25 protein-coding genes are annotated in these 25,019 nt (G+C 55.7%); 12 read left to right on the top strand and 13 right to left on the bottom strand.

The annotated features are described in order from the left end of the window. Positions 1–59 precede the first annotated feature (59 nt). The gene (locus tag A8O29_RS04710) at positions 60–1,007 is read left to right on the top strand and encodes a LysR family transcriptional regulator (RefSeq protein ID WP_125354907.1); all 948 of its coding nucleotides are present in this window, start codon (positions 60–62) and stop codon (positions 1,005–1,007) included. Here the strand turns inward: A8O29_RS04710 and A8O29_RS04705 are convergent. Beyond that, a complete protein-coding gene (locus A8O29_RS04705) occupies positions 994–1,686 on the bottom strand; it encodes an aspartate/glutamate racemase (RefSeq protein ID WP_125354906.1) in 693 nt (230 codons plus the stop codon). The genes A8O29_RS04710 and A8O29_RS04705 overlap by 14 nt on opposite strands. A gap of 135 nt (positions 1,687–1,821) precedes the next feature. Between A8O29_RS04705 and A8O29_RS04700 the strand changes: the two genes are divergently transcribed. Next, positions 1,822–2,145 (top strand): cupin domain-containing protein, encoded by a 324-nt coding sequence (locus A8O29_RS04700; protein ID WP_125354905.1) that lies wholly within the window; start codon positions 1,822–1,824, stop codon positions 2,143–2,145. Positions 2,146–2,204: 59 nt separating this feature from the next. On the opposite strand, the gene wzz(fepE) is transcribed toward A8O29_RS04700, so the two are convergent. From wzz(fepE) to A8O29_RS04680, 4 genes are all read right to left on the bottom strand, one after another. After that, a complete protein-coding gene (gene wzz(fepE), locus A8O29_RS04695) occupies positions 2,205–3,341 on the bottom strand; it encodes an LPS O-antigen length regulator Wzz(fepE) (protein ID WP_125354904.1) in 1,137 nt (378 codons plus the stop codon). Between the two features lie 331 nt (positions 3,342–3,672). Beyond that, positions 3,673–4,434 carry a 2-dehydro-3-deoxy-D-gluconate 5-dehydrogenase KduD gene (gene kduD / locus A8O29_RS04690; RefSeq protein WP_110511474.1) on the bottom strand — a complete coding sequence of 254 codons (762 nt, stop codon included), beginning with the start codon at positions 4,432–4,434 and terminating at the stop codon, positions 3,673–3,675. 61 nt (positions 4,435–4,495) lie between these two features. Beyond that, positions 4,496–5,332 (bottom strand): 5-dehydro-4-deoxy-D-glucuronate isomerase, encoded by an 837-nt coding sequence (gene kduI / locus A8O29_RS04685; RefSeq protein WP_125354903.1) that lies wholly within the window; start codon positions 5,330–5,332, stop codon positions 4,496–4,498. 276 nt (positions 5,333–5,608) lie between these two features. Continuing rightward, positions 5,609–6,790, bottom strand: a complete 1,182-nt coding sequence (locus tag A8O29_RS04680) for an acetyl-CoA C-acetyltransferase (RefSeq protein ID WP_125354902.1) — start codon at positions 6,788–6,790, stop codon at positions 5,609–5,611. A gap of 218 nt (positions 6,791–7,008) precedes the next feature. On the opposite strand from A8O29_RS04680, the gene A8O29_RS04675 reads away from it, so the two are divergent. From A8O29_RS04675 to A8O29_RS04650, 6 genes are all read left to right on the top strand, one after another. Next, the gene (locus A8O29_RS04675) at positions 7,009–8,238 is read left to right on the top strand and encodes an amino acid permease (RefSeq protein ID WP_133461218.1); all 1,230 of its coding nucleotides are present in this window, start codon (positions 7,009–7,011) and stop codon (positions 8,236–8,238) included. A 108-nt stretch (positions 8,239–8,346) separates the two neighbouring features. After that, on the top strand, positions 8,347–9,225 hold the full coding sequence (locus A8O29_RS04670; RefSeq protein ID WP_125354901.1) for an aldo/keto reductase family oxidoreductase: 879 nt from the start codon (positions 8,347–8,349) through the stop codon (positions 9,223–9,225). 161 nt (positions 9,226–9,386) lie between these two features. Further along, a complete protein-coding gene (locus A8O29_RS04665) occupies positions 9,387–9,950 on the top strand; it encodes a peroxiredoxin (RefSeq protein WP_110511479.1) in 564 nt (187 codons plus the stop codon). A gap of 20 nt (positions 9,951–9,970) precedes the next feature. Further along, positions 9,971–11,194 carry a protein-disulfide reductase DsbD family protein gene (locus tag A8O29_RS04660; protein WP_125354900.1) on the top strand — a complete coding sequence of 408 codons (1,224 nt, stop codon included), beginning with the start codon at positions 9,971–9,973 and terminating at the stop codon, positions 11,192–11,194. A 54-nt stretch (positions 11,195–11,248) separates the two neighbouring features. After that, the gene (locus tag A8O29_RS04655; protein ID WP_125354899.1) at positions 11,249–11,818 is read left to right on the top strand and encodes an RNA polymerase sigma factor; all 570 of its coding nucleotides are present in this window, start codon (positions 11,249–11,251) and stop codon (positions 11,816–11,818) included. Next, complete coding sequence (locus A8O29_RS04650) at positions 11,805–12,434, top strand: NrsF family protein (protein ID WP_125354898.1); 630 nt, start codon at positions 11,805–11,807, stop codon at positions 12,432–12,434. Before A8O29_RS04655 ends, A8O29_RS04650 begins: the two co-directional genes overlap by 14 nt. On the opposite strand, the gene A8O29_RS04645 is transcribed toward A8O29_RS04650, so the two are convergent. From A8O29_RS04645 to A8O29_RS04610, 8 genes are all read right to left on the bottom strand, one after another. Beyond that, positions 12,421–13,041, bottom strand: a complete 621-nt coding sequence (locus A8O29_RS04645) for a LysE family translocator (RefSeq protein ID WP_125354897.1) — start codon at positions 13,039–13,041, stop codon at positions 12,421–12,423. The two genes, A8O29_RS04650 and A8O29_RS04645, sit on opposite strands and share 14 nt — an antisense overlap. Positions 13,042–13,158: 117 nt before the next feature. Beyond that, a complete protein-coding gene (locus A8O29_RS04640) occupies positions 13,159–13,785 on the bottom strand; it encodes a transporter (RefSeq protein WP_125354896.1) in 627 nt (208 codons plus the stop codon). Between the two features lie 180 nt (positions 13,786–13,965). After that, entirely contained in the window at positions 13,966–15,144 is a 1,179-nt protein-coding gene (locus tag A8O29_RS04635; protein WP_125354895.1) for a cupin domain-containing protein, read from the bottom strand. A gap of 11 nt (positions 15,145–15,155) precedes the next feature. Continuing rightward, positions 15,156–15,947 (bottom strand): HpcH/HpaI aldolase family protein, encoded by a 792-nt coding sequence (locus tag A8O29_RS04630; protein WP_125354894.1) that lies wholly within the window; start codon positions 15,945–15,947, stop codon positions 15,156–15,158. Next, positions 15,938–16,669 (bottom strand): alpha/beta fold hydrolase, encoded by a 732-nt coding sequence (locus A8O29_RS04625; RefSeq protein WP_125354893.1) that lies wholly within the window; start codon positions 16,667–16,669, stop codon positions 15,938–15,940. Before A8O29_RS04625 ends, A8O29_RS04630 begins: the two co-directional genes overlap by 10 nt. Further along, complete coding sequence (locus A8O29_RS04620; protein WP_125354892.1) at positions 16,666–17,430, bottom strand: SDR family NAD(P)-dependent oxidoreductase; 765 nt, start codon at positions 17,428–17,430, stop codon at positions 16,666–16,668. The genes A8O29_RS04625 and A8O29_RS04620 overlap by 4 nt, the downstream gene beginning before the upstream one ends. Positions 17,431–17,432: 2 nt before the next feature. Then, positions 17,433–18,755 carry a histidinol dehydrogenase gene (hisD, locus tag A8O29_RS04615; protein WP_125354891.1) on the bottom strand — a complete coding sequence of 441 codons (1,323 nt, stop codon included), beginning with the start codon at positions 18,753–18,755 and terminating at the stop codon, positions 17,433–17,435. A gap of 74 nt (positions 18,756–18,829) precedes the next feature. Continuing rightward, positions 18,830–20,068, bottom strand: a complete 1,239-nt coding sequence (locus tag A8O29_RS04610; RefSeq protein ID WP_125354890.1) for an MFS transporter — start codon at positions 20,066–20,068, stop codon at positions 18,830–18,832. Between the two features lie 326 nt (positions 20,069–20,394). On the opposite strand from A8O29_RS04610, the gene A8O29_RS04605 reads away from it, so the two are divergent. The 4 genes from A8O29_RS04605 to hisD (A8O29_RS04590) all read left to right on the top strand — a co-directional run bounded on the left by A8O29_RS04605 (position 20,395) and on the right by hisD (A8O29_RS04590) (position 25,016). Beyond that, the gene (locus A8O29_RS04605; RefSeq protein ID WP_110511489.1) at positions 20,395–21,465 is read left to right on the top strand and encodes a LacI family DNA-binding transcriptional regulator; all 1,071 of its coding nucleotides are present in this window, start codon (positions 20,395–20,397) and stop codon (positions 21,463–21,465) included. Further along, positions 21,462–22,436 carry a nuclear transport factor 2 family protein gene (locus A8O29_RS04600; RefSeq protein ID WP_125354889.1) on the top strand — a complete coding sequence of 325 codons (975 nt, stop codon included), beginning with the start codon at positions 21,462–21,464 and terminating at the stop codon, positions 22,434–22,436. Before A8O29_RS04605 ends, A8O29_RS04600 begins: the two co-directional genes overlap by 4 nt. Before the next feature lie 127 nt (positions 22,437–22,563). Next, on the top strand, positions 22,564–23,706 hold the full coding sequence (locus A8O29_RS04595; protein WP_110511491.1) for a nuclear transport factor 2 family protein: 1,143 nt from the start codon (positions 22,564–22,566) through the stop codon (positions 23,704–23,706). Continuing rightward, entirely contained in the window at positions 23,706–25,016 is a 1,311-nt protein-coding gene (gene hisD, locus A8O29_RS04590; RefSeq protein WP_168713880.1) for a histidinol dehydrogenase, read from the top strand. Before A8O29_RS04595 ends, hisD (A8O29_RS04590) begins: the two co-directional genes overlap by 1 nt. Positions 25,017–25,019 lie beyond the last annotated feature (3 nt).

Genomic DNA, 25,019 nt, shown 5'->3' with positions numbered 1-25,019 from the left:
ATCGTTTTATCCGGACTTCATGCAAAATTGATATAGATAACGTAATGAAAGGAGTTGCCATGCCCGCCGTGAATTTGCGTCACATCGAGATTTTTCATGCGGTAATGACCACGGGCAACCTGACGGAAGCCGCGACGATGCTGCACACCTCTCAGCCAACCGTCAGCCGTGAGCTGGCCAGGCTTGAGAAAGTGCTGGGCCTCAAACTGTTTGAGCGCAATCGCGGGCGTTTGCACCCCACGGTGCAGGGGCTGCGGCTGTTCGAAGAGGTGCAGCGCTCGTGGTACGGGCTGGACAGAATTCTCAGCACTGCGGAAAGCCTGCGGGAATTTCGTCAGGGCGAGCTGTCGGTGGTGTGTCTGCCAGTGTTTTCGCAGTCTTTTCTACCGGCGTTGTTGCAGCCGTTTTTGGCGCGCTATCCGGACGTCAGTCTGCAAATTGTGCCGCAGGAATCCCCGCTGCTGGAGGAGTGGCTGTCGGCCCAGCGCCACGACTTAGGACTGACAGAAACGCTGCATACGCCGCCGGGCACCGAGCGTACGCCGCTGCTGAGTATGAATGAGGTGTGCGTGCTACCCGCGGCGCATCCGTTGGCTGAGAAAACCGTCCTCACGCCGCAGGATTTCGAAGGCCAGAATTACATCAGCCTGTCGAGAACGGACAGCTATCGCCAGCTGCTCGACGGCCTGTTTGCTGAACACGGCGTGCACCGGCGGATGGTGGTGGAAACCCACAGCGCGGCATCCATTTGCGCGATGGTGCGAGCAGGCGTGGGGATTTCGGTCGTCAACCCATTTACCGCGCTGGATTACGCCTACGGCGGGGATAACAGTGGGATTGCGATTCGCCGCTTCAGCGTGGACGTGCCGTTCACCGTCAGCCTGATTCGCCCGCTGCATCGCCCCGGCTCCGCGCTTGTCGATGCTTTTATCGCACATCTGCAAAACGGCGTGCCGTCGCTGGTCACGCCGCTGGAAGAAACGCTCAACCGCGTCAGGAAAGGATAAAGTCGACGGCGTCAGAGGCGTGCAACGCCGCCGTATCAAACACCGGAACGGGGCTGCGTTCTGTCGGTACCAGCAGGCCGATTTCGGTACAGCCAAAGATGACGCCCTCCGCGCCCTCACCGACCAGACGTTCAATCACCTGTAAATAGTACGCGCGCGATGCCTCGGTGAATTTACCCAGGCACAGTTCTTCAAAGATAATCTGGTTGATGCGGGTGCGCTCATCGGCCTCGGGGATTATCGTATTCAGCGAAAATGCCTGTTCGAGGCGTCCCCGATAAAAATCCTGCTCCATGGTGTAGCGCGTGCCCAGCAGCGCCACATTCTTAACGCCCTGCTTTTCAATCGCGCGCCCGGTGGCATCAGCAATGTGCAAAAACGGCACGCCGCAGCGCAGTTCAATATGTGAGGCCACTTTGTGCATGGTATTGGTACACAGCACGATACCTTCGGCGCCGATACTTTCCAGATTCGCCGCCGCGTCAGCCAGGATCTCACCGGCTTTATCCCATTGGCCCGATGACTGACAGGTTTCTATTTCCTGAAAATCGACGCTATGCATGAGGATCTTCGCCGAATGCAGGCCGCCCAGGCGCTCTTTGATCCCTTCATTAATCAGACGATAGTAAGGGATCGTCGATTCCCAGCTCATGCCGCCTAGCAGGCCAATCGTTTTCATGGCGTATCCTATTTCTGTGTTTTCGACAGTGAAACAGAGATGTGATCAACTTTCCACTTCTCCATACAGATGTTTTCATTTCTGGCAGGCTGCGATAAGTTGAATGAAACAACGTTTCACTCTGAGGTTCATACTATGTTTGTGCAGCACAAAGACACCGTTCTTGAAGATTTAGGCAACGGCGTGCGCCGTCGTATTCTGGCGCACGGCGGAAAAATGATGGCGGTAGAAGTGCATTTTGATACCGGGGCCGTGGGCCCGATGCACAATCATCCTCATGAGCAACTGACCACCGTACTGTCTGGCGAATTTGAATTTACCATTGGCGAGGAAACGCAGGTTGTTCGTGCAGGGGACACACTTTACAAAGCGCCCCACGTGATGCACGGCTGCGTATGCCTGAAGGCGGGCGTCCTGCTCGATACTTTTACGCCAATACGTGAAGATTTTCTGTCATAAAAAAAGAGGAGATTACTCTCCTCTTTCCTGTAACCCTTTTGAACTCGGTAAACGTGCGCTTATGCCGTTTTTTCCTCGAGCAGCAGTGGCGCTATACGAGATTCACGAGCGTGCTGGAACAGCACCACGCCACAGCTCATCATCCCGCCAAGCAGCGCCGCCAGCAGTACGATCAGCGATTTTCCTGGACCGTCTTTTTTCACCGGCAAGGACGGCGCCAGCTGGTAGTTAACAACCGGGAACTGAAGGTCCTGAATATTCAGCTGCTCAATCTGTTTTAAGCGATATTCACGGTTCAGAATTTCGGCATTCAGTTCGGAGACATCGTTCATGGCTTTTTCGATTTCCAGCTTCTTATTGATCCCGTCGGTGCCGAGCGTCACGGAGAAATCCGGATCGTCTTTTATCGTCTGGCCGTTGCTGTACACCGGCTTATTAATTCCAGCCGCTTTTGCCACCTGCAAAGAATAATTCAGCCGTTTTATTTTGGTCTCTTTTTCATATTCCAGCTTCGCACGATCCAGCTCCAGACGCTGTTTTTCAACCTGGATTTTCATCTCCACGGTTTCGCTGATATTCATCATGGTCTGTTTGACCACTTTATCGGCGACGAACTTCATGTAGCCGGCCAGAATACTTTGCGTTTCTTCAGGCTGTGGACCGGTAAAAGAAAGCGTCCAGGAGTGATACGGCGTGGTGGGTTCTTTTTTATTGCTCGCATCATCCACGGCTTTCATTTTCTCAGAGACCGCCACCACGGCGCGATACAGCTCCGCGGGTTCAACGTCGACCCCTTCAAACTGGCTCATCAGCTGCGGCGACGATTTAACGAACTCTTCCAGCATCACGGAGGCGTTAAATTTCTTGATGAACAGATTAAAAATGCTGCCGCTGTCGACGTTTATATCCACGCCCAGAACCTGCACCTTGGCGATCAGCGTGTTAAGCGGCACCAGTTGGGTACGCTCGGCCGGGGTGATCACCGAGCTGCTGGTCCATTTTTGGGGCAGAAAGAAGCTGATCGCCAGCGCCATCAGAGCAAAGCAAAAGACGGTTCCCAGGATCCGTATTTTCGCGCGCCAGAGGATGTCGACGAGCGCAAGAAGATCGATTTCTTGCCCATTGGCAGGAACGTTTTCAGGACGGGGGAAAGGAATAATAGCGTCCGGTTGCGGTTTAATATCCATGGTTGACATAGTGTGAGGATCGTTGTGTAGAGAGGTAATTTTAATCCAATATATCCCTATAAGAATTTTCTGAAAACCTTTAATTACAGAAAATCCACTAATGCACCCTATTCCAGAGCTAGCACCCTGCTTTTCTGGGCTCTGAGCGACACCTACGCAAATACGTAGTTGATTAACAGGCTTAATTGTATTACTGGCATTTTTCCGTCATAGAGGAAAAAGGGCGTGGTGGGAAAGAAAGTGCGCGTAATTCCGTTAATTAATTAGCCTCGATTATATTTCGCAAATGAATATAAAAAACCCCGCCATTCAGCAGGGTTATGATTCAAAACCTGAGGCCTTAGCGCGCCAACCAACCGCCGTCTACCGCGACGGTATAACCGTTGATGTAGTCTGAGGCGCTGGAAGCCAGGAATACGACCGGCCCCATCAAATCAGAAGGCAAACCCCAACGGCCAGCGGGGATACGGTCGAGGATTTCGGCACTGCGTTGTTCATCGGCGCGCAGCATTTGCGTGTTATTGGTCGCCATGTAGCCCGGCGCAATCGCATTCACGTTGATGCCGTGTTTTGCCCATTCGTTAGCCAGCAGACGGGTGACGCCCATCACGCCGCTTTTCGATGCGGTATAAGACGGCACGCGGATCCCGCCCTGGAAAGAGAGCATGGAGGCGATGTTGATGATTTTGCCGCCGTTGCCCTGGCTGATGAAGTGCTTCGCCGCCGCCTGTGCCATGAAGAACACGGCTTTGATATTCAGGTTCATGACGTCGTCCCAGTCTTTCTCGCTGAACTCAATCGCGTCCTGACGACGAATCAAACCGGCGTTATTGACCAGAATATCGATATGACCCAACTCGGTCACCGCGCGCTCCAGTAACTGAGGAATGCCGTCGATATTACGCAGATCGGCGGTCAGGCTCAGGAAGCGACGGCCACGGGCGGTAACTTGCTCCATCGTTTCGGTCGGCTCGACGATGTTAATGCCGACGATATCGCAGCCCGCTTCCGCCAGTCCAATCGCCATGCCCTGCCCTAAACCGGTATCACAGCCGGTGACCACTGCGACTTTGCCTGCCAGTGAGAAAGTATCGAGAATCATAGTAAGTCCTTATTCATTTCGCGCCTGTTTCGGACAGGCAAGATTATTGGCTGTCCGCGCCCTAGCGCAGATCCTTCACAGCAACGTGGTCCATATCATCGAAGACCTGGTTTTCGCCGACCATACCCCAGATGAATGTGTACGCCTGAGTACCTACGCCTGAGTGAATAGACCAGCTCGGTGAAATCACCGCCTGTTCGTTGTGCATCACGACATGGCGCGTTTCCTGCGGCTGTCCCATCATGTGGAACACGCACGCGTCATCGGCCATGTTGAAATAGAAATAGACTTCCATCCGGCGCTCATGGGTGTGGCACGGCATGGTGTTCCACAGATTGCCCGGATCCAGTTCGGTCAGGCCCATGCTGAGCTGGCAGGTTTCCAGCACGTCCGGCACGAAGTATTTATTGATAGTGCGACGGTTGCTGGTGAGGTTATCGCCAAGCGTCACCGGTGCCACATCGGCAGGCGTCACTTTTTTGGTCGGGAAGGTGCTGTGTGCTGGCGCGCAGTTGTAGTAAAACTTTGCCGGTTTTGCCGAGTCGACGCTGGCGAACACCACTTCTTTCGCCCCCTTGCCGACGTACAGCGCATCGCGGTGGCCGATTTCATAGCATTTGCCGTCGACCGTGATAGTGCCCGGCCCGCCAATGTTAATCACGCCCAGCTCGCGGCGTTCGAGGAAATAGCTGACGCCCAGTTGCTTGCCCACTTCGCCACCGACGGAGACGGTCCTGGCGACCGGCATAATTCCGCCCACGATGATACGGTCGATATGGCTGTAGACCATCGTGTATTCATCTGCGACAAATACTTGTTCAACTAAAAATTCGTTGCGCAGGCCCTGAGTATCGAGGGTTTTGGCGTGCGCGCTGTGGATGCTTTGTCTGATGTCCACGTTAACCTCCAGCAAGAGTGATTCATTTTGAAAAGCAGTTTTGCTTTTCCGTTGAGGCCATCTTAGTCCTCTGCCAGAGTCTTTTCAATCGCAAATAAAACAGCGTTTCATTTTTTCTGCATTTAAATATCAGAAATGCAAAAGCGATCACGTTCCGGGGTTATAACCCGTCACTGTGATTACAGAAAGAAGATTAAAAACAGAGAGTTAATACATGAATGGGAATGCTTTAGGCCCGGTCAGCGAAGCGCCACCGGGCAATCGAGAAAGGAGACGTTAATCGCGCTCGACGGCCAGCGCCACGCCCTGCCCGCCGCCAATGCACAGCGTGGCCAGCCCTTTGCGGGCATCGCGCTTGATCATCTCATGCACCAGCGAGACCAGAATACGGCAGCCGGATGCGCCAATCGGATGGCCCAACGCAATCGCCCCGCCGTTGACGTTGACGCGTGTTTCATCCCACTCCAACACTTTGCCGACCGAAATCGCCTGCGCGGCAAACGCTTCGTTGGCTTCAATCAGATCGACGTCGTTCAACTGCCAGCCCACACGCTCCAGACAACGACGCGTGGCGTAAACCGGGGCAATGCCCATTAACGCAGGGTCAACACCGACGCTGGCGAATGCGCGGATCCGCGCCAGAATCGGCAGATTCAACGCCATCGCTTTGGATTCACTCATCATCATCACCGCCGCCGCGCCGTCATTGATGGACGATGCGTTGCCCGCAGTGACCGAGCCGAGCATGTCGAACTCTGGCATCAGACGCGCCAGCCCTTCGGCGCTGGCGTCGGTGCGCGGCTGCTCATCGGTATCCACCACCTGAGCCAACCCATTTTTCTGCAAATTGACTACCGGTACGATTTCATCGCGGAAACGGCCGGAATCAATCGCCCGTCGTGCCTTCTGCTGCGAGCTGAGCGCCCAGGCGTCCTGCAATTCACGCGAAATGCCGTATTCACGCGCCAGGTTTTCCGCCGTCACGCCCATGTGATAATCATTGAACGCATCCCACAGCCCGTCGTGAACCAGGCTGTCGAGAAGCTGACTGTTACCCAGTTGCGCCCCGGTGCGGCTGTCGGTTAAGACGTGCGGCGCGCGGCTCATGTTTTCCTGGCCGCCGGCAATCACCACATCGGCTTCGCCGCACTGAATAGCCTGGGTCGCCAGATGCAGCGCCTTGAGGCCCGAGCCGCAAACGTCGTTGATGGTTATCGCAGAAACGGTATTGGGCAGACCGCCTTTAATGGCGGACTGCCGCGCAGGGTTTTGCCCGGCGCCTGCCGTCAGCACCTGTCCGAGGATCACCTCATCCACTTCCATAGGGTCCAGTCCGGTGCGTTCCACCAGCGCTTTCACCACCACACTTCCCAGCTCTACTGCCGTAAAGCGCGACAGTGCGCCCTGAAAACAACCAATGGGCGTTCGAACTGCACCTACGATAACGACGTCTTTCATCCCGACCTCAGCGCAAATAATCAGCGCTATAGTAGAGGATTGTTATCAACAATTATTGTAATTGTTTAAAAAAAGTGAGTTTTATCACAAAGGAAATACCTGTCATATAACATTCATTTTACCTGAAAGGGCTAACCCCAATTCTCTCTCCCCCGCCCTGAATGAAATAAGGTAAACTCGCCGCTGTTTTTTAGTTATCCGGTTTAAATATTCAAAAAATGTCAAAATTATGGTCAAAAGACGAAACCCTATGGAGTTTCGCGTTATATGGCACTGCGGTAGGTGCGGGCACCTTGTTCCTGCCGATTCAGTTAGGCTCCGCAGGGGCGATGGTGCTCCTGATTACGGCCCTGGTCGCGTGGCCGTTAACCTACTGGCCGCACCGCGCGCTGTGTCGTTTTATTCTCTCCGCTAACTTGCCTGCCAACGTCGGGATCACCGGCGCGGTGAACCACTACTACGGCAAGAAAATCGGCAATCTGATCACCGCCCTGTACTTCATCGCCTTCTTCGTGGTGGTGCTGATTTACGCGGTCGCCATTACCAACTCCCTTAATGAACAGCTGGCTCGGCATATAACGGTGACGCTCGGCGTGCGGATGCTGGTGAGTCTGGCGGTGGTGCTGGTGTTGAACCTGATTTTCCTGATGGGCCGCCACGCAACGCTAAAAGTGATGGGCTTCCTGGTGTTCCCGCTGATTGGCTACTTCCTGTTCCTGTCGCTGTATCTGACTGGATCCTGGCAACCGGCGATGTTTAGCGGCCAGCTGACGTTCACACCTCACACACTGCATCAGGTGTGGATCTCAATCCCCGTGATGGTTTTCGCTTTTAGCCATACGCCAATTATCTCGACTTTCGCCATCGACAGACGCGAAAAGTTCGGCGATGAGGCAATGGATAAATGCAAAAAAATTATGCGGGTTGCCTATCTCATCATCTGCCTGAGCGTGCTGTTCTTCGTGATCAGCTGCCTGCTGGCGATTCCGGAAGGCTACATCACCAACGCTAAAAATGAGGGTGTGACGATTCTTTCTGCCCTGGCGATGATGCCTGCGGCGCCGCACTGGCTGGCGGTCTCCGGCATTATTGTGGCTATTGTGGCGATGTCGAAATCGTTCCTCGGCACCTATTTTGGCGTGATTGAAGGGGCGAGTGAAATCGTGCGGGCGACGTTGAACCAGGCGGGCATTCGTAAAAGCCGCGCCTTCAATCGCGCGACCTCGATTCTGCTGGTGTCCACCCTGACCTTCGTGGTGTGCTGCATTAACCCGAACGCCATCTCGATGATTTATGCCATCAGCGGCCCGTTGATTGCGATGATCCTGTTCATCATGCCAACGCTCTCCACCTACCTGATCCCGGCCCTCAAGCCGTATCGCTCGGTCGGCAGCTTTATCACCCTGATTGTCGGTTTGCTCTGCGTCTCGGTGATGTTCTTCGGCTAATCTCTGATGCGGCAGGCGACTGCCGCACATTCAGTTAAACTTTCTTACCCACTTTCCTCAGGCAATCGGTTTACACTTATCCGCTAAAGCCATTATGAGGAAACTAATATGTCCAGCGTTAAACAGTCCGGCAGCTTTACTCTTGGCAATCGCGAAATCTGGCGTTTGGGTTACGGCGCGATGCAGCTCGCCGGTCCGGGCGTATTTGGCCCGCCGAAAGACCCTGAGATGGCGGTTAAAGTCCTGCAGGCTGCGCTCGACGCCGGCGTGAACCACATTGATACCTCCGATTTCTACGGCCCGCACGTGACCAATCAGCTGATCAAAAAAGCGCTGCATCCGTACCCGCAAGAATTGACCATTGTGACCAAAGTCAGCGCCCGTCGTGATGAACAAGGGAACTGGCTGCCCGCGCTGTCTGCGCCAGAACTGACGCAGGCGGTCGAAGACAACCTGCGTAACCTCGGTCTGGATGTGCTGGACGTGGTCAACCTGCGCAGCATGATTAGTGTGCATGGCCCGGCAGAAGGTTCGCTGGAAGAACCGCTGGAAACGCTGATTAAGCTGAAAGACCGGGGCCTGATTCGCCATATCGGTCTGAGCAACGTCACCGCAAAACAGGTCGAAGACGGCATGAAAATGACCGACATCGCCTGCGTACAGAACTTCTATAATGTGGCAAACCGTCACGATGACGCACTGATCGACAGCCTTGCGACGAAGAACATTGCCTACGTACCGTTCTTCCCGCTCGGGGGGTTCTCGCCGCTGCAATCTCAGGAAATCAACGACATTGCGGCCAATCTCGACGCGACGCCAATGCAGGTCGCGCTGGCCTGGCTGCTGCAACGTTCGCCGAATATCCTGCTGATCCCAGGCACATCTTCACTCGGACACCTGAATGAGAACCTCGCTGCCGCCGCGCTCACGCTGCCGTCAGAGGCGCTGGACGTGCTGAATAACCTGCCACAGGCACCTCAGCACTAAGTCACTCCCCCCGTTGTGCCGTCGGTTTTTATGCCGACGGCACACGTTTATTTCCGCATCCCAACGTCCTCGCCCACTATTTTTTTACTCCAGCGTAACTTTTTCATTACCTCCAGCGAACTATAGGAGAAGACCTTTTCCCTACGTGACTGGAGCTGACCATGATTGCTGTGAAACATCGCTTATCTCTGCTGACCGCCGCCGCGGCCTTTGGCCTTTCGCTGATGGCGTTCAACGCCGACGCCGCCCTTCCGGCGGGTGCCCAGGCGCCCACGTTCCAACTGCAAGGCGCGCTGGCGGGCAAACCGCTGACCTTCTCTTTGCAGCAGGCGCTGCAAAAAGGTCCGGTAGTGCTCTACTTCTTCCCGGCGGCATTCACCAAAGGCTGTACGCTGGAAGCCCATGATTTTGCTGAAGCTACCGATGATTTTAAAAAGCTGGGCGCGACGGTGATTGGCGTCACTGCCGGGAACGTTGATCAGGTCGGGAAATTCTCCCAGCTGGAATGCCGTGACAAATTTACTGTCGCCGCCGATCCGGGCGCGAAAGTCGCCGCGGAGTACCAGACGCAAATGCAGATGGGCGGCAAAACGCTGTCTGACCGCACCTCGTTTGTGATTGCGCCGGACGGCAAAATCCTGCTGAGCTACACCGACCGCAACCCGGAAGCCCACATCCAGAAAACCATGGATGCGGTGAAACAGTACGCCCAGTCGCACTCCTGAGAGCTAAATAGAGACGCGCTATGCTAACCGCCCTGTTCGCCGCCTTTTTAGGCGGCATTATTCTCAACTTTATGCCGTGCGTATTCCCGGTGATTTCGCTGAAGGCGTTCGGCCTGATCCGCCATGACGGGGATCTCTCCAGCGCCCGCCGCGAAGGGCTCGGCTTCCTGCTTGGGGTCATCGTCACCATGATGGTGCTGGCCGGAATATTACTGGCGGCGCGGGCCGGTGGCGCGGCGGTTGGCTGGGGCTTTCAGCTTCAGTCGCCGCTGGTGATTGCCCTGCTGGCGCTGGTGATTCTCGGCGCGGCCCTCAATCTGCTTGGCGTCTTTGAAGTCGGTTTATCGCTCCAGCGCGCGGGGGAAATTTCCCTCGGACGCGGGGCGTTTGTGCGCTCGGCACTGACCGGCGCGCTGGCGATTATCGTCGCCACGCCGTGCTCAGCCCCATTTATGGCGAGCGCTATCGGCTACGCGCTGGTTCAGCCGCCAGCCGTTGCGCTGGCGATATTCTTTGCGCTGGCGCTGGGGTTTGCCGCGCCGTTTACGCTGATTTCGCTGTTCCCGGCGTTGGCCAAACGCCTGCCGCGCCCGGGAGCGTGGATGAATACCCTCAAACATGCGTTAGCGTTTCCGATGCTGGGGGCGTTTGCGTGGCTGGTGTGGGTGTTGGCGCAACAGGCTGGCACCACGGCACTCGGCACCCTGCTGGCAGGGTCGGTGGCGCTGAGTTTCGCCGCCTGGCTGTATGGGATTGCCCAGCGTCGGCACCTCGCCGGACGCGGTTATCGGGTGATGTACGCCGTCACTGCCGCGCTGCTGGTTGCGATTCTGCTGCCGCTCCCGAGCGTGATGAAGCCGATTGAAACCGCCGAAACCACCGCCAGCACCGCGCCAATCAAATGGACACCGCAAACCGTGGCGGAACAGCGCGGGCACGGCAAAGCCATTTTCGTTAACTTCACCGCGTCTTGGTGCATCACCTGCCAGGTGAACGACAAAACTTCGCTGTCGACCCAGGCGGTGAAAGCGGCGCTGGCACGCACCGGCACGCTGTATATGGTGGCAGATTCGACTAAGTTTAATGCTGATGTCGATGACGCGCTCAGCCAGTTCGGTCAGGGCGGATTGCCGATGTACGTGGTGTATCCTGCCGACGGCGGCGCACCGACAGTGTTGCCTCAGGTATTGACCCCGAGCATTGTGGTCAACGCCCTTAATCAGGCGGCCGGGAAAAAGGCGTGATCTCCGCAGCAGCGGCGCGCCAGACCGTTCCGGCGTCAAGCAGCAAGGCGGAATATGGGTAAGGTGGAAGTCCCGCGCGACGCGTGGCCCGCGTATATGGCGCGTGCCCAGACAGGTGACCGGCAGGCGTATACGCAGCTGTTGCAGACGCTGGTGCCGGTCATCCGCGCGATAGTCCGCAAACAGGTGGACGACGAGGTACTGACCGAAGACGTGATTCAGGACGTGCTGCTCACTCTGCACCGGATCCGTCACACCTACGATCCCGCCAGCCCTTTTCTGCCGTGGCTGATGGCGATTTCTCAGGCCCGCGCCATTGATGCCCTGCGCCGCCGTGGGCGTCGCAACCAGAGAGAAGTGGTTGAGGATGAGGCGACGCTGAACGTGCCCGACAATGCGCTGGCCCTGAAGGCTGAGATGCTGGACGTCGGCGAGGAGCTGGACGGCTTTTTAAACCAGCTGCCCGCCCGCCAGCGTCAGCTTGTGGAAGATGTACATTTGCAGGAAATGAGCCTCGCCGAAGCCGCTCAGGCCAATAATTTGACGGTCGGCGCGGTTAAATCGCTGCTACACCGGGCGTTGAACAATCTTCGTCGTTATGGAGCCCATCATGGACAGTCATGAGGCGTTAATCGAAAAACTCAGCCGAAGTGCGGACCCCGTGAAACGCACCCCGCCGATACGCTGGCGCGTGGCAAGCTGGGTCTTGTTGGCCCTGCCTGCGGGCGCCCTGGCAAGCCTGCTGCTTCAGCGCACCGCCACCGACTGGTCGCAGCCGGGCGCGGCGTGGGCGATGGCGCAGCTCGGACTGGCGTTTAGCATTGGATTGCTGGCGATCAATGCCGCATTCACACTCAGCATTGCCGGGCGTCGGCCGTTGAAAATGCGCTGGCTACTGGTGCTGGCAACGGTTTGGCTGGGGTCGGTGCTGGTGAATATCGGCCACCCGCCGCTGTCGGCCAGCAACCTGCATGACACCCGCTGCTACACGTATATGGTTACGGTCAGCGTGCCGATGGTGGCGCTGGCGATAGGCTATCTGCGCCGGACCCGCACGTTAAACCCGCTGCGCAGCCTGGCGCTATCCGGCACCGGCGTGGCGGCGATGGCACTCACGCTGCTGACGTTTTGCCATCCGGTACATCTGCACCCGGAAGATTTTCTGATGCACCTCGCGGCAATCGTCACTATCGTGGGTGCAACGGTGGCGCTCGGCTGGCGTTGGGTTAGCGCTTACTGAGCGCCAGACGCGCCGCGAACAGCAGGAACGCGGCGCCAGTTGTGCGATCCATCCATTTCACCACCGCCGGTTGTTTTAGAACATCTGTCGCATAACCCGAAGCCACAATCAGCGTCAGCGACCACAACGTCCCCAGACAGACGTGAATCGAGACCAGCAGGAAGGTCCAGACAATCGGCGAATGCCCGACGGGAATAAACTGCGGTAGAAACGAGACGTAAAACACGCCCATTTTGGGGTTCAGCACGTTGCCCAACATTCCGCGCAAAAACCAGTTACTGCTGCGAACGTCGCCCTCAACCTGCAAGGAAAAATGCTGTCGCGGGCGCAGCAGAAGTTGAATACCCAGCCAGCACAGGTACGCGGCACCGCACCATTTCAGCGCCGTATATGCCAGTTCCGACATCGCCAGCAACGCGCCAAGACCAAAGGCCACAAGCGCGCCCCAGATAAAACAGCCCAGATCGATGCCCAGCGCCGCATGGACAGCTTTTTTGCCGCCTTCGGCAACCGACGTTCGTAGAATTAATGCAGTATCCAGCCCGGGTGTTAGCGTTAATAACGCTGCGGCGAAAGTGAATGCGAGAAGGGAATCTGTGACGGACATTTTACGTCTCCGAAAGCGTGGAGATTACGCAAAAATTAACAATGTGGCAACATCAAAAAAAATCAACAACGACACCGGGAAGATGGCATCTGGGGACGCAACGCCCCCTGTTTTCTATCAGACGGTTGATGATGGCTCGGTTAAACTGCGCTCTGATCTCAGCGGGTAGAAGTAATAAGCGATGCTTGAGGTCAGGCACAACGTATAACCGAACGACTCTGCCCCTTCTTCAACCATGTTTTTCACGACCCGAACATACTCATCTCCGAGCACTGATCCCCATAGCGCGTGCATCCCGAATAATCTTGAAAAGACTAAAATACACAGCAACCCGGAGATCATCATTCCGTAGTGAGGCGTAAGCGGATAGCGTGAGAGTTCAGCCAATGTCTTGCGATAATGTCTGGCTGTGTAAGCCACAACAGTGAGAGAGGAGATTAAAGCGAACCATACCCAGCTACCGTGAGAAATGAAATCGAATAAAGCATCGAGTTCACGAATCAGCATCGCAAGGAAAAAGCCGCCGACAAGGAGATTACAGTTACGCATGTATGCAGAGTCATTCACTAACTTGAAGTGAATCCCTATTATCCCTGCAAGCATGCCCTCCTGAAGTATTTCGGTTACAGATATTTCGCCGAGTTTATCTTGCAGAACATGCACATCGAGCCACAACCCGAACAACACAGTACTCGCCAGAACAGCAGCAAGAAGAAAGTAAATGATGGTGCGTACTAAAGGCATAACAATCCCATTGAATGTATCTCACGGAATGTTACAACTTTCAGGGACAAGCAGATTGGCTTACCGTGTTGTTACGATACTTTCCGGACAGTCGAGTTTGTAGAGGGTCAAGGAATCTATGTGCTGAACAACCAAGGCATGGGACTGGACAACTCGCGCGCCAGCCCTATGCCATACAACTCAGTTTTCTTCTTCGACCAGCCGCTCTAGCCTGCTACCTGCCCTACGGGCGGTGACCGGCAGGATATCAAGCTTACTGACGTAGCCATCGGGATCAAGACCGCGATTTAACTCTTTGGCCTGCTGTAAAATAGTCTCGTCCCAGTACAGACGTTTGCGATGATCACCCTGGGTGGTGAGAATACATTCCACGCCAGCCTCTACCGCGCGGTAGCGGCGCCAGCTGTTGGCTGGAATAGAGACTATCGAACGTTCCGGGGCGATGATGCTCACCTCTTCCCCCGCCTGATTCCAGGTCACCTCCAGGGTGCCTTTAAAGACCATGAGCACCTGAATATCCGGGCACAAATGGCGTCCTATTTGATGTTCAGGCTGCATACGCAGCCACTCCACTGAGAAACCGTGCGGCTGAATGATCGGTGGCGCGCTGTGACGATCCTGCGAAATACCAAAGCCAATTACCGGCGCTATCTCCCCACCGTGACCCGGTAGCACAGCATCCAGCAGCCCTTCAGATGACCATTGCCGCTCCTCGCCTGTAACAGCCCGCTTACGCATCTCTTCTTCCGAATAGTCGCGCAGCGCGGCTATCTCTTCCGTGGCAAGTGGAGCCAACAGCGCCGATTTCTCCGGCAGGGTGTCACCTCGACTCACGTCGATAAGCATGTTGTCTTTGTTGAGATACATCCCACATTCGCTGGCGGCCTCGAGGATCGACGGGTGCCAGATAATCCCCCCGGTATTATTTCTCCCGAGCACGGTATAGACCATGCCGCAGGTGTCTTCTTTGCTGACATTGGTAAAGCCGCGGAAAATCCAGGTCGGAATGGTCAGGATCGCAGGTGCGCTGAACTCCGCTTCATGCTCGCCATTGGCGCCCCAACGGAAGCGCCAGCTCCCTTCATGAATTAAAAATACCTCGGCGGTAAAGTGCAGGTGCAGGTTGTTGGTGACCCCTTTCGGCATCGCCGCTGCACCGATATTAAATCCATGTGGCTCAGGAATATTCACAACCTGCGCAGACGACTGCGTCACGCCTGGGCCAATGAAAGAATAGTTCTGTTTGAGATGCGATCCCGGCAGCTTGCAGTCGATGAAGGCCAGATTGCAGGAGACCATGTCTTCAGGCGCAACCAGGCGGGAACGGGCCTGATCAGAGGTTAAGGTGATTGCTTTCATAACAGCTCCTGTTAGTAACCGGACGAGCCGGTAGTGGGGATAGCGTCACCGCGAGCAAGCGCAATCGCTTCGCGCGACGCGCGACCCAGTTGCATCACGTCGTTCGCGGGTGTCACAAAGTTGAACCCTTCGGCGATACGCTGTGCAGCGGCAGCGCCAGAGGTGCAAAAAATACCGGCGATTTTATTCTTCTCACGACAACGGCTGACGACTCGCTCTATCGCGGACAACATATCCGGATGCGTGGATTCAGCGCTGGCAGCGCCGGTCAGCGTCAGGGAGAGATCGTTCGGCCCAATAAACACGCCATCCAGCCCTTCGGTCTCGAGGATTGCATCGAGATGCGTTAACCCTTCCCGCGTTTCAATCATCGCCAGGGTCAGAATTTCGCGGTTAGCGTGCTGGGGGTAGTCGGCGCCGCCATACAGCAGGCCGCGCGCCGGTCCGAAGGAGCGAATACCTTGCGGCGGATAGCGGCAGGCCGAAACAAAGCGTTGCGCCTGCTCTGCCGTGGAGACCATCGGGCAGATAACCCCATACGCGCCAGCATCCAGCACCCGCATAATCTGCGCGGGAGTGCCGTCTGGGACGCGTACCAGCGGCACAACCGAGGTGGCGGAGAGCGCCTGCAGCATCGTCAACGCACTGGCAAAATCAATCATCCCGTGCTGCAAATCGACGGTCACGGCATCGTAGCCCTGATGCCCCATAATTTCGGCACTGTAGCTGGACGGAATTGCCAGCCAGCCATTGATGATTGGGCGGTTTTCCGCCAGCATCCGTTTGATATTGTTTACTCGCATTTCAGTGACTCCATCATCCACTGTCGAAGCAGGGCTGCGGTATTGTCCGGTGATTCAAGAACAAAGAAGTGCCCTGCTGAATTTAGGGTAAGCCAGGTGGCGTTAGCCGCAGATTCCGCGGCCAGTCTGTGGTGGTCAGGGGTACAGATAGGGTCATGCTCGCCATTGAGGATGAGCACCGGGCAGGCGAGCGAGCTGAGTGCGTCGCGGTTATCGCGGCGACTAATGGCGATCTCCGTCTGACGTGAAAACGTCTCACTGTCAGTGTCCTGCGCCATCTGGCACAAGATGTCGTGCAATCTCTGGTTGCTGAAGCTGGTCGGTGCCACGTAATTCTTCCACAACGTGTCAGAGACCCACGCCCCATGCCCCTGCACGTGCGCTGCCTGTACACCGGCCCGTCTGACATCGGCATTTTTCGGCAGGTCTACCAACGGATTGACTGACATCAGTGCCAGCCCCGCCAGGCGCTCAGGCGCATCGGCGGCCATTTGTAGCGCGACGATTGCCCCTAACGAGAAACCGGCAAGGAGAAAGCGCGGTGGCAGCACCTGCAGTAAACGTCGGGAGGCTTCTGGCGCTGAATCGGCGCAGGAGAGCGTCAGGCAGATTACCGCCGACACGTTCAGGCGATCGATCAACGGCTGCCAGAGCCGGGCGTTGCAGAGCGTGCCGCCAATCAGCACTAACGGGACCTCGCTGTTTTCAATATATGAATTCATGTCGCGGTCCAGCCACCGTCAACCATCAGCGCACTCCCGGTGATCATCCCCGCAGCGTCAGACGCGAGAAACACCACAGGCCCCATGACATCTTCTACTTTCCCCAGCCGCGGCAACTTTATGTTACTCATCACAAAGCGGCGAAAATCCGGATCGCTAAGCGACTGGCGAGACAACTCGGTTTCGATAAAAGTTGGGCAGAGGGTATTCACCCGGATCCCCGCCTCGCCAAGTTCAAGTGCCATAGTGCGCGTCAGTCCTTCGAGGGCGAACTTTGACGCACAGTAGACGCTGCGCTGCGATCCGCCGACGTGACCCATCTGCGATGAAATGTGAATAATTGAGCCTTCGACCCCCTCATCGCACATCCGACGCGCCACCTGCTGGCTGATAAAAAAGGTCGCCCGCAGGTTGAGCGCCATCACCGCATCAAAATTCTCAGGGCTGACGTCCAGAAATGGCTGATGACGCGCCAGTCCAGCGCTGTTCACCAGAATATGCATCACCGGAAGTTGGCTCAGAATCTCTTGCACTTTCTGTGATGCGGTGATGTCCAGTTCCAATGGATGCAACGTCAACCCTCCGCCTGCGGCAAGATCGACCGCGTGAGCCAAATCGTCACGGTTACGCGCGGCGATCCACACCTCTGCCCCGGCGTGCGCCAGCGCGACCGCGCAGGCGAAGCCAAGCCCTTTAGAGCCGCCGGTGACCAGCGCCCTTCTGCCCTGCAAGGAGAATGACGGTGTGCGCGGAAGCGTCATGATTACACCTTCTCTCTGACTGGGGCTGGGGTCGCGTATGGCACGTCCGTCTGGCCGTAGCGGCGCACGCGGACATTGGCCTGCTCGGCGTGCCCGGCGAATCCTTCCAGTAAAGAGAGACGCGAGCAGTAGCTGCCGATTTCCGCTGAGGCTTCATCGCTCAACACCTTTTGCCAGGTGCAGGTCTTCATGAATTTTCCGACCCACAGACCACCGGTATAACGGGCAGCTTTCTGCGTCGGCAGCGTATGGTTGGTGCCAATCACCTTATCGCCGTAGGCTACGTTAGTGCGCGGCCCCAGAAAGAGAGCGCCATAGTTCGTCATATTGGCCATGAACCAGTCGTCCCGGTCGGTCATTACCTGCACGTGCTCGGAGGCAATCCGGTCAGCCTCTTTGAGCATCTCTTCGTAGCTGTCGCAGACGATAACTTCACCATAATCTTCCCAGGCGCGACGGGCGATGTCGGCGGTAGGCAGCTTGAGCAGCAGCCGTTCAACTTCGGCCATCGTCTCTCTGGCGAGTTTTTCCGAATTGGTCAGCAAAATGGCGGGGGTCGTGACGCCGTGCTCCGCTTGACCCAGCAGGTCGGTGGCACACATTTCTGCGTCCACGGTTTCATCGGCAATCACCAGCGTTTCAGTCGGCCCGGCGAACAGATCGATGCCGACGCGGCCAAACAGCTGCCGTTTTGCTTCGGCCACGAAGGCATTACCCGGCCCGACCAACATGTCCACCGGGGCAAGCGTGTCGGTGCCCAGCGCCATGGCGCCGATAGCCTGAATGCCCCCCAGAGCATAAATCTCGGTGGCTCCTGCCATCTTCTGGGCAGCGACAATGGCCGGGGCCGGTTGTCCCTTAAACGGTGGGGCGCAGCTGATGATCCTCGAGCAGCCCGCAACGTTGGCGGTGATGATCGACATATGCGCCGAGGCGAGTAAGGGATATTTACCCCCCGGGACGTAGCAGCCGACCGCGTTAATCGGGATATTTTTATGGCCGAGAATAACGCCGGGACGGGTTTCCACTTCCAGATCCAGCAGGCAAGCTCTCTGCTGGCGGGCGAAGTTAAATACCTGTTCCTGTGCAAATTTAATATCTGCAATATCCTGACGGCTCAGTTGCCGTATACAGTGATTAATTTCGGCATCGCTCAGGCGATAATCCGCACGGTCATAATTATCGAACTTAATCGATAATTCGCGGATCGCTTTATTCCCTCGATGTTCAATATCCGCCAGAATAAACTCCACAGTTTCTCTTATTTGACGCTGAGCTTCCTGACGTTCCTGTACCGGCTTACTGGTTTTTAAGGTATAGGCCATGACGTACTCCTGTTAAAAAATAGACGTGAGCGCTCCTCCCGTTAGAACAGGAGGAAAGAATGCGTTATAAAAAATTATCTATCGCGGGCGGGAGCGAGTTTCCCGTTCGTGGATAAATCAGATACGGTCTTAACCTGTCGGTTATTCACCCATCGCACGGAGAGAGGTGTCATAACGGCGGCAACAATCGAAAGTACGGCAATAAAAATATAGCCGGATGACAGATTAATATGTTGCAGCATTACGCCCATGATCACCGGGCCAATAAACATTCCGAGCGAATAGATGGTCTGGAAAAGCCCCATTCGGGTGGACTGTTCATCCGTGGAGGTATTGACCACGCTAAGTGACATAAAGGCGGCAAAGGCCATGCCGAAGGAGAAACCCGCCAATGCTTGCAAGGCATAGATGAGGTACATATTGTCGGTAAACGGGATCCCAAGCGTGGAGAATATCTGTAATACGATTCCGGCAACGGCCGTTTTCATCACCCCGAAACGGCGATAGAAAACCGTGCTGCACAGCGCGATGGCAAGCGCGTAGAAAATCAGATGGATATTACTCAGCAGGGACAGGATCCCCGCTCGGGCGCCAAGCTTTTCGGCGTAGATTGGGGTCAGGGTATCGCGGGTGGCGAATGGCACCAGGATAACAATGGTGGCCAACAGGCCGATCATCCACACGGAACGGTCCCCGAGCTGTTTTCGCGCCCCGGCGATACAGGCCTGCAAAGTGGGAGCCTGCAACGGATCGTGCACGTCGTTGATTCGGGTGGTCAGCAACAGCGCCAGCAATCCGGCCCCGCAGGAGAGTAAAAATGCGATGTTGTTATCAAAATAGTGAATCAGTAAGCCGCCGATGCAGTTACCGATAAATACCCCTACTGGCCCTGCCAGCGCCAGCAGCGCCACCGCTGCCGGGGCCTCTTTACGATCAAAGTAGCGGATAAACAAGATGTTATAGAGCACCCACGTGGCGGCGGTGACGCCATCCGCTGCCTTTGCCAGATAGAGTGTGACCGGGCCAGGATCCAGCCACGCTAAAGGCCAGGTAAAAATCGGTAATAGCAGGCTGATTTGAATGAATATTTTGCGGCTTTTTGCCACATCGGAGATGATCCCCAACGGGAAGCGAATCAGCAGGGTAGCCAGTCCACTGGCCCCCATGATGACGCCCATCACCTGAGGTTCGATGCCCTGCTCCAGCATCATCGGTGCGAGAAACGCGTCAATGCTGTGGATACAGATGAAAAAAAGAATACTGATAACGAAAAAGAGCCGGGCTTCAGGTCGGCGCAACAGTGCTCGAAACATGGTTGTGAACCTCTGAGAATAAATGGGTTAGAACCAGTCAAGTACGGCATTTACCGGCTCTGTCCCTCTGGTTGTTCTTCCCTTTGCCCGGTATCGTTGACGGCATGAATATTTCGATGAATACGTATTCAAGATTTCAAGTTACGAAAAGGTTTCAATTTTGTAAAGTGACGCAGCTATCATTGTTAGAAAATTAATTTATCCTATTGCATACGCATGCAAAGATAGTGTAAGTATAAAAAACGCCCTCCTTTCTCAACGGGCCAAAGCGGGTTTACCCCTGAGGCAAACGGCGGCGGGAAGAGCAAAAATAAGGAACTGGGGTCATGAAACGTAAGAGTTTTGCAGCGGTCACTTCGCAGCAGGTGGCGCAACTAGCGGGTGTATCGCAGTCCGCGGTATCACGAAGCTTCACGCCCGGGGCAAGCATCTCCCCAGCGACACGTGAAAAAGTGCTTAAAGCTGCACGGGAGCTTGGCTATCGCCCGAATGCGATCGCCCGCTCGCTCAATACCGCCCGGTCGCGCATCATCGGCGTGGTGGTGTCTTATTTCGAAAACCAGTTCTATCCGCAGGTCCTCGAAACGCTGGCGCGTAAGCTGGATACCCTGAATTATCACCTGCTGCTTTTTGTCGGTGACAGAGACGGCAACGTGGACCGAATTTTCGATCAGATCATGCAGTATCGCGTCGATGGCATCGTGCTGGCATCGGTGTCCCTGTCGCTGGATCTGTCGGAGGAATGTCTGGCGGCTGGCATCCCGGTCGTGCTGTTCAACCGCAGCGAAGAAAGCGGGATGGCCTCCAGCGTGAACAGCAACAACGAGGCTGCGGCGCGGCAGATTGCCGAATTTTTTGTCGCCGCTGAACACCAACGCTACGCCTATGTCGGCGGTGTGGCAGATTCCTCGGTGAATATCGCCCGCCAACGCGGGTACCTTGCGGCGCTGCATGAACATGGAATTGACGATGTCCGAGTGGTCAACGGCGATTACGAGACCCAGCAGACCATCCGCGCTGCCTACAGTCTTTTTTCGACGGGACCCGTGCCAGACGCCATTTTCGTCGCCAACGACCACATGGCACTCACGGTAATGGATGTCGCCCGCTATGAATTCGGACTGCACATTCCCGAGACGCTGTCGGTGATTGGCTATGATGATACCGGTCCGTCCGGCTGGCCCTCCTACGCGCTGACGTCAGTTTCCCAGCCGGTTCAGGAGATGGTTGACGCCGCCGTCGAGCTGTTGATGAAGCAAATTGAGAGCGGCACCATCGAGCCGGAGCAAATTATAGTCCCGGGCATTCTGGTCGTACGCCACTCTACCCGACGACCGCGCAACGGCGTCATCGAAAAAGAGGGTGTATCCCTTTTTCAGCCTCAGGAGGTTAAATGAGCAGATTGCCTGGTTTCAGCCCCCAGTTCGACTCTATCCAGCAGTTTATTCTGACGCTGACGCACGTCGTTTGGGAGCAAAAAGATATCGGCCAGTTGGCCGATTTCTACGGTACGCCGGTGGTATTTATCACGCCGGAAAAACAGCTAACCGACCTGTCACAGTTTATGCGCCACACGCTGGAGGCGATGTACAGCTTCCCCCAGCGCAGCGTGCTGACAGAAGACATTCTCTGCACCGAATCCCCTGGCGGGGAATTCTATGCCTCCCAGCGCACGATGGCATCGATACGCCATCAGGGGGAAGGTTTCTTCGGCGCACCCACTGGCAAGAGTATATGGGTACGTACTTGGGCAGATCGCATTTGTGCCGATGGCGCGGTGCGCCAGGAGTGGCTGTTGCAGGATCGCACCGCCATCGTCGCTCAGCTCGGTCTGGATATGCGCGAATTTGCCCTAAGCCTGAGCTGCGCGCGGGAGCAACTGGGGCTGGAGAACACGACGGCGGAAGTTCTTGATGCCCGCTGGGCCGGTGGGCCAGAAGGTGATGACGTTGATGGCCCGATCGCGGGCGTTATCGAGCGCTATCTGACCATGTGGGCTGGGGGCAACAGTGGCACGGTTCCCGGGTTATATCATCCGGCGGCAACGTTGTTCGCACCGGGTCACTGTGTCGGCATCGGCGAAGCTGAAATCAGCGCTTTACTGGCAGGCTATCGCGCTTCGTTTGCCGACAGCGAAACTCAACTGCACCATCTGATTGTGCGCAAAGATGCCAATGAACCGGTGCGCATTTCCATGCGCTGGTCATTATTAACCTGGCATGACGGATTCGGAAAATTTGGCGCACCGACCCGTAAACCGATTTCAATTACTGGCATTAGCCAAATTGAATTACGTGATGGATTAATTATTCGAGAATATTTAGGGATTGATGAATTAGCTATTTGGTCGCAAATCGTCAGTCAATAAACATGAAATAACGCTAGCCTCACTCTCAGCCGCAAAATAAATATTGCGGCGTTTTCCTCTCATTCATTTTTTATGAGTGCGGGATCGTATTGTCTGAATCTATCTGAACATCAATGCAGGAGGTCCTATGTCTTCAACTGAAGCAACCAATAAAGCTCCAGCAGTACCCGAAAAAAACAGCAATAAAATTCAGCGTGACGAACCGGTATTACAGATTGAACGCCGTGACTTTATCGATTTAGTGCCGGAGAAACGCCCGCGGGCTCAATCATTGCGCGGCTTTGACGAGTGCTATACGGATATTGTCGACTATATCGTTCGCTGCACCCATAAAATATGGGATGAACGCGATGTCGGTTTAATTTACACCCACTATACGCACAACTGCGTGCTATATAACGCATTAGGCACGCTGTATACCCGTGAAGAGGTCGTGCAGGACACGTTGAAACGGCTGGTCGCCTTCCCCGAGCGACGTGGCATGGCGACCCAGGTTATCTGGAACGGCAATGATGTCGACGGGTTCTATACCTCTCATCTGGTGACCGGCACAGGGCGCCATACACAGTTCAGCCATCTTGGCCAACCTACCAATCGCACCTTCGTCACCCGCACCGTGGCAGACTGCATGATCCACGAGAACAAGATTTATCGCGAGTGGGTAGTCAGTGACAACATGGCGATGATGAAACAGCTGGGGCTGAATACCGATGAAATCGCCTGGAACATGGCGAAAGAGCAATTTGATAAGGGCTTCCGCGTCACCGATATCGGTGAAAACGGCCGCATGCTTGGCCAATATCCGCCTGAGGTGGCGTGTGATGTCTCCATCGCCCATACCGATACTGAAGAGCAGTGTCTGCGTTGGATGCATGAAATTTATAATCGTCGGATGCTGGGAAAAATCAAAGAAGTGTACGCGCCTAACGTGCAGTACCACGGCCCGCTGATGAAAGAACTGTACGGCGTGGCGTCAGTAACACATCAGACGCTGGCGCTGATTGGCATGATTCCTGACGGCGCGTGGCTGCCACAGCACATTTGCTCTAACCCTTGCGATGAGGGCGGCGTCAAAGTGGCGATCCGCTGGATCATGGAAGGCCATCACCTCGGCTATGGCGAGCTGGGCAAGCCGACCGGGGAGCGTCTGTTCGTGATGGGGATGTCACATTATCACATTGTAAACGGTAAAATTGTCGACGAGTGGGTGGTTTACGATCACCTGGCCTTGCTGGCACAAATCAAACTGGGTCAGATGGAGAACGCATGATGTCTGCTGCAACAATCGTGAATCAGGTGCGCTGGATCAAGCGCCCACAAGGCCAGGATGAGAACGCCGAACGCTCTGTGACCGATACTGTCGGTTCCATTATTGCCCGCGTCAAACAGGATGGTGACGCGGCTTTGCGGGACTATTCAGAGAAGTTTGACAAGGTGGTACCGGAACAGTTTGAAGTCTCTGCCGAGGAAATTGAACAGGCGCTGGCCGCAATAGATCCACAGACCCGCCGTGACAGCGAATTTGCCATTTCGCAGGTGCGCCGCTTCGCCCAAGCCCAACTGGCCACCATATTGCCTTTGGAAGTGGAGACGCTTCCGGGTGTGCACCTTGGGCATCGCATCATTCCGATACACACTGTGGGCTGCTATGTGCCGGGAGGCCGCTACCCTATCCTTTCCGCGCCAGTGATGTCGATTGTTCCCGCCACCGTTGCCGGCTGCGAGCAGATTATCGCCTGCCTGCCACCTGGCGCTCACCCGGCGATGATCGCCGTTTGCCACCTGGCGGGGGCGCACCGCATTTTTAAAGTCGGCGGGGCACAGGCCATCGCCGCCATGGCGTGGGGTACAGACAGTATTCCGGCGGTTGATAAAATCGTTGGCCCTGGCAACGCCTGGGTGAACGAGGCTAAGCGTCAGGTCTTTGGTAAAGTGGGTATCGATGCACTGGCTGGACCGAGCGAGATCTTTACCGTAGCGGATGAAAGCGCCGATCCTCGTATTCTGGCTGCCGATCTGCTGGCGCAGGCGGAACATGACATTCATACCCGTGTCGGTCTGGCTACCACAAGTCAGGATATTGCTACCCGTACCCTTGCGGAAATTGAGCGTCAATTGGGCAACTTACCCACCTCGGCGACGGCGGGAGAAGCATGGCGACGCCAGGGGGAGATCGTTGTCTGCGACACGGAAGAACAACTGATCAGTTTTGCCGACTATATAGCAACTGAACATTTGCAGGTTCACACCCGCGATCCGCACGCTACTGCGGCGAAAATCCGCAATTATGGTTCGCTGTTTATTGGGCAGAATGCCAGCGTTGTCTTCTCGGATAAATGCTGCGGCACGAACCACACCCTGCCAACAATGGCGGCGGCGCGTTATACGGGCGGACTGTGGGTCGGAGCTTATGTCAAAATCTGCACCCATCAATGGATTGATGCGGAGGGAATCCCGACGATCGCGGAACCGGCCATTCGTCAAAGCCGCACCGAGGGCATGCAGGGTCACCGTCGAGCTGCTGAGATCCGCCTGCATCCGCAGGATATTGATGCCATTACGGCAGGCATGCGCGATTAAGCA

This window comes from Scandinavium goeteborgense (genome assembly GCF_003935895.2).
Taxonomy (GTDB): domain Bacteria; phylum Pseudomonadota; class Gammaproteobacteria; order Enterobacterales; family Enterobacteriaceae; genus Scandinavium; species Scandinavium goeteborgense.
The sequence above is the reverse complement of the archived record's forward strand: the minus strand, read 5'-3'. Positions and strand labels throughout refer to the sequence as shown.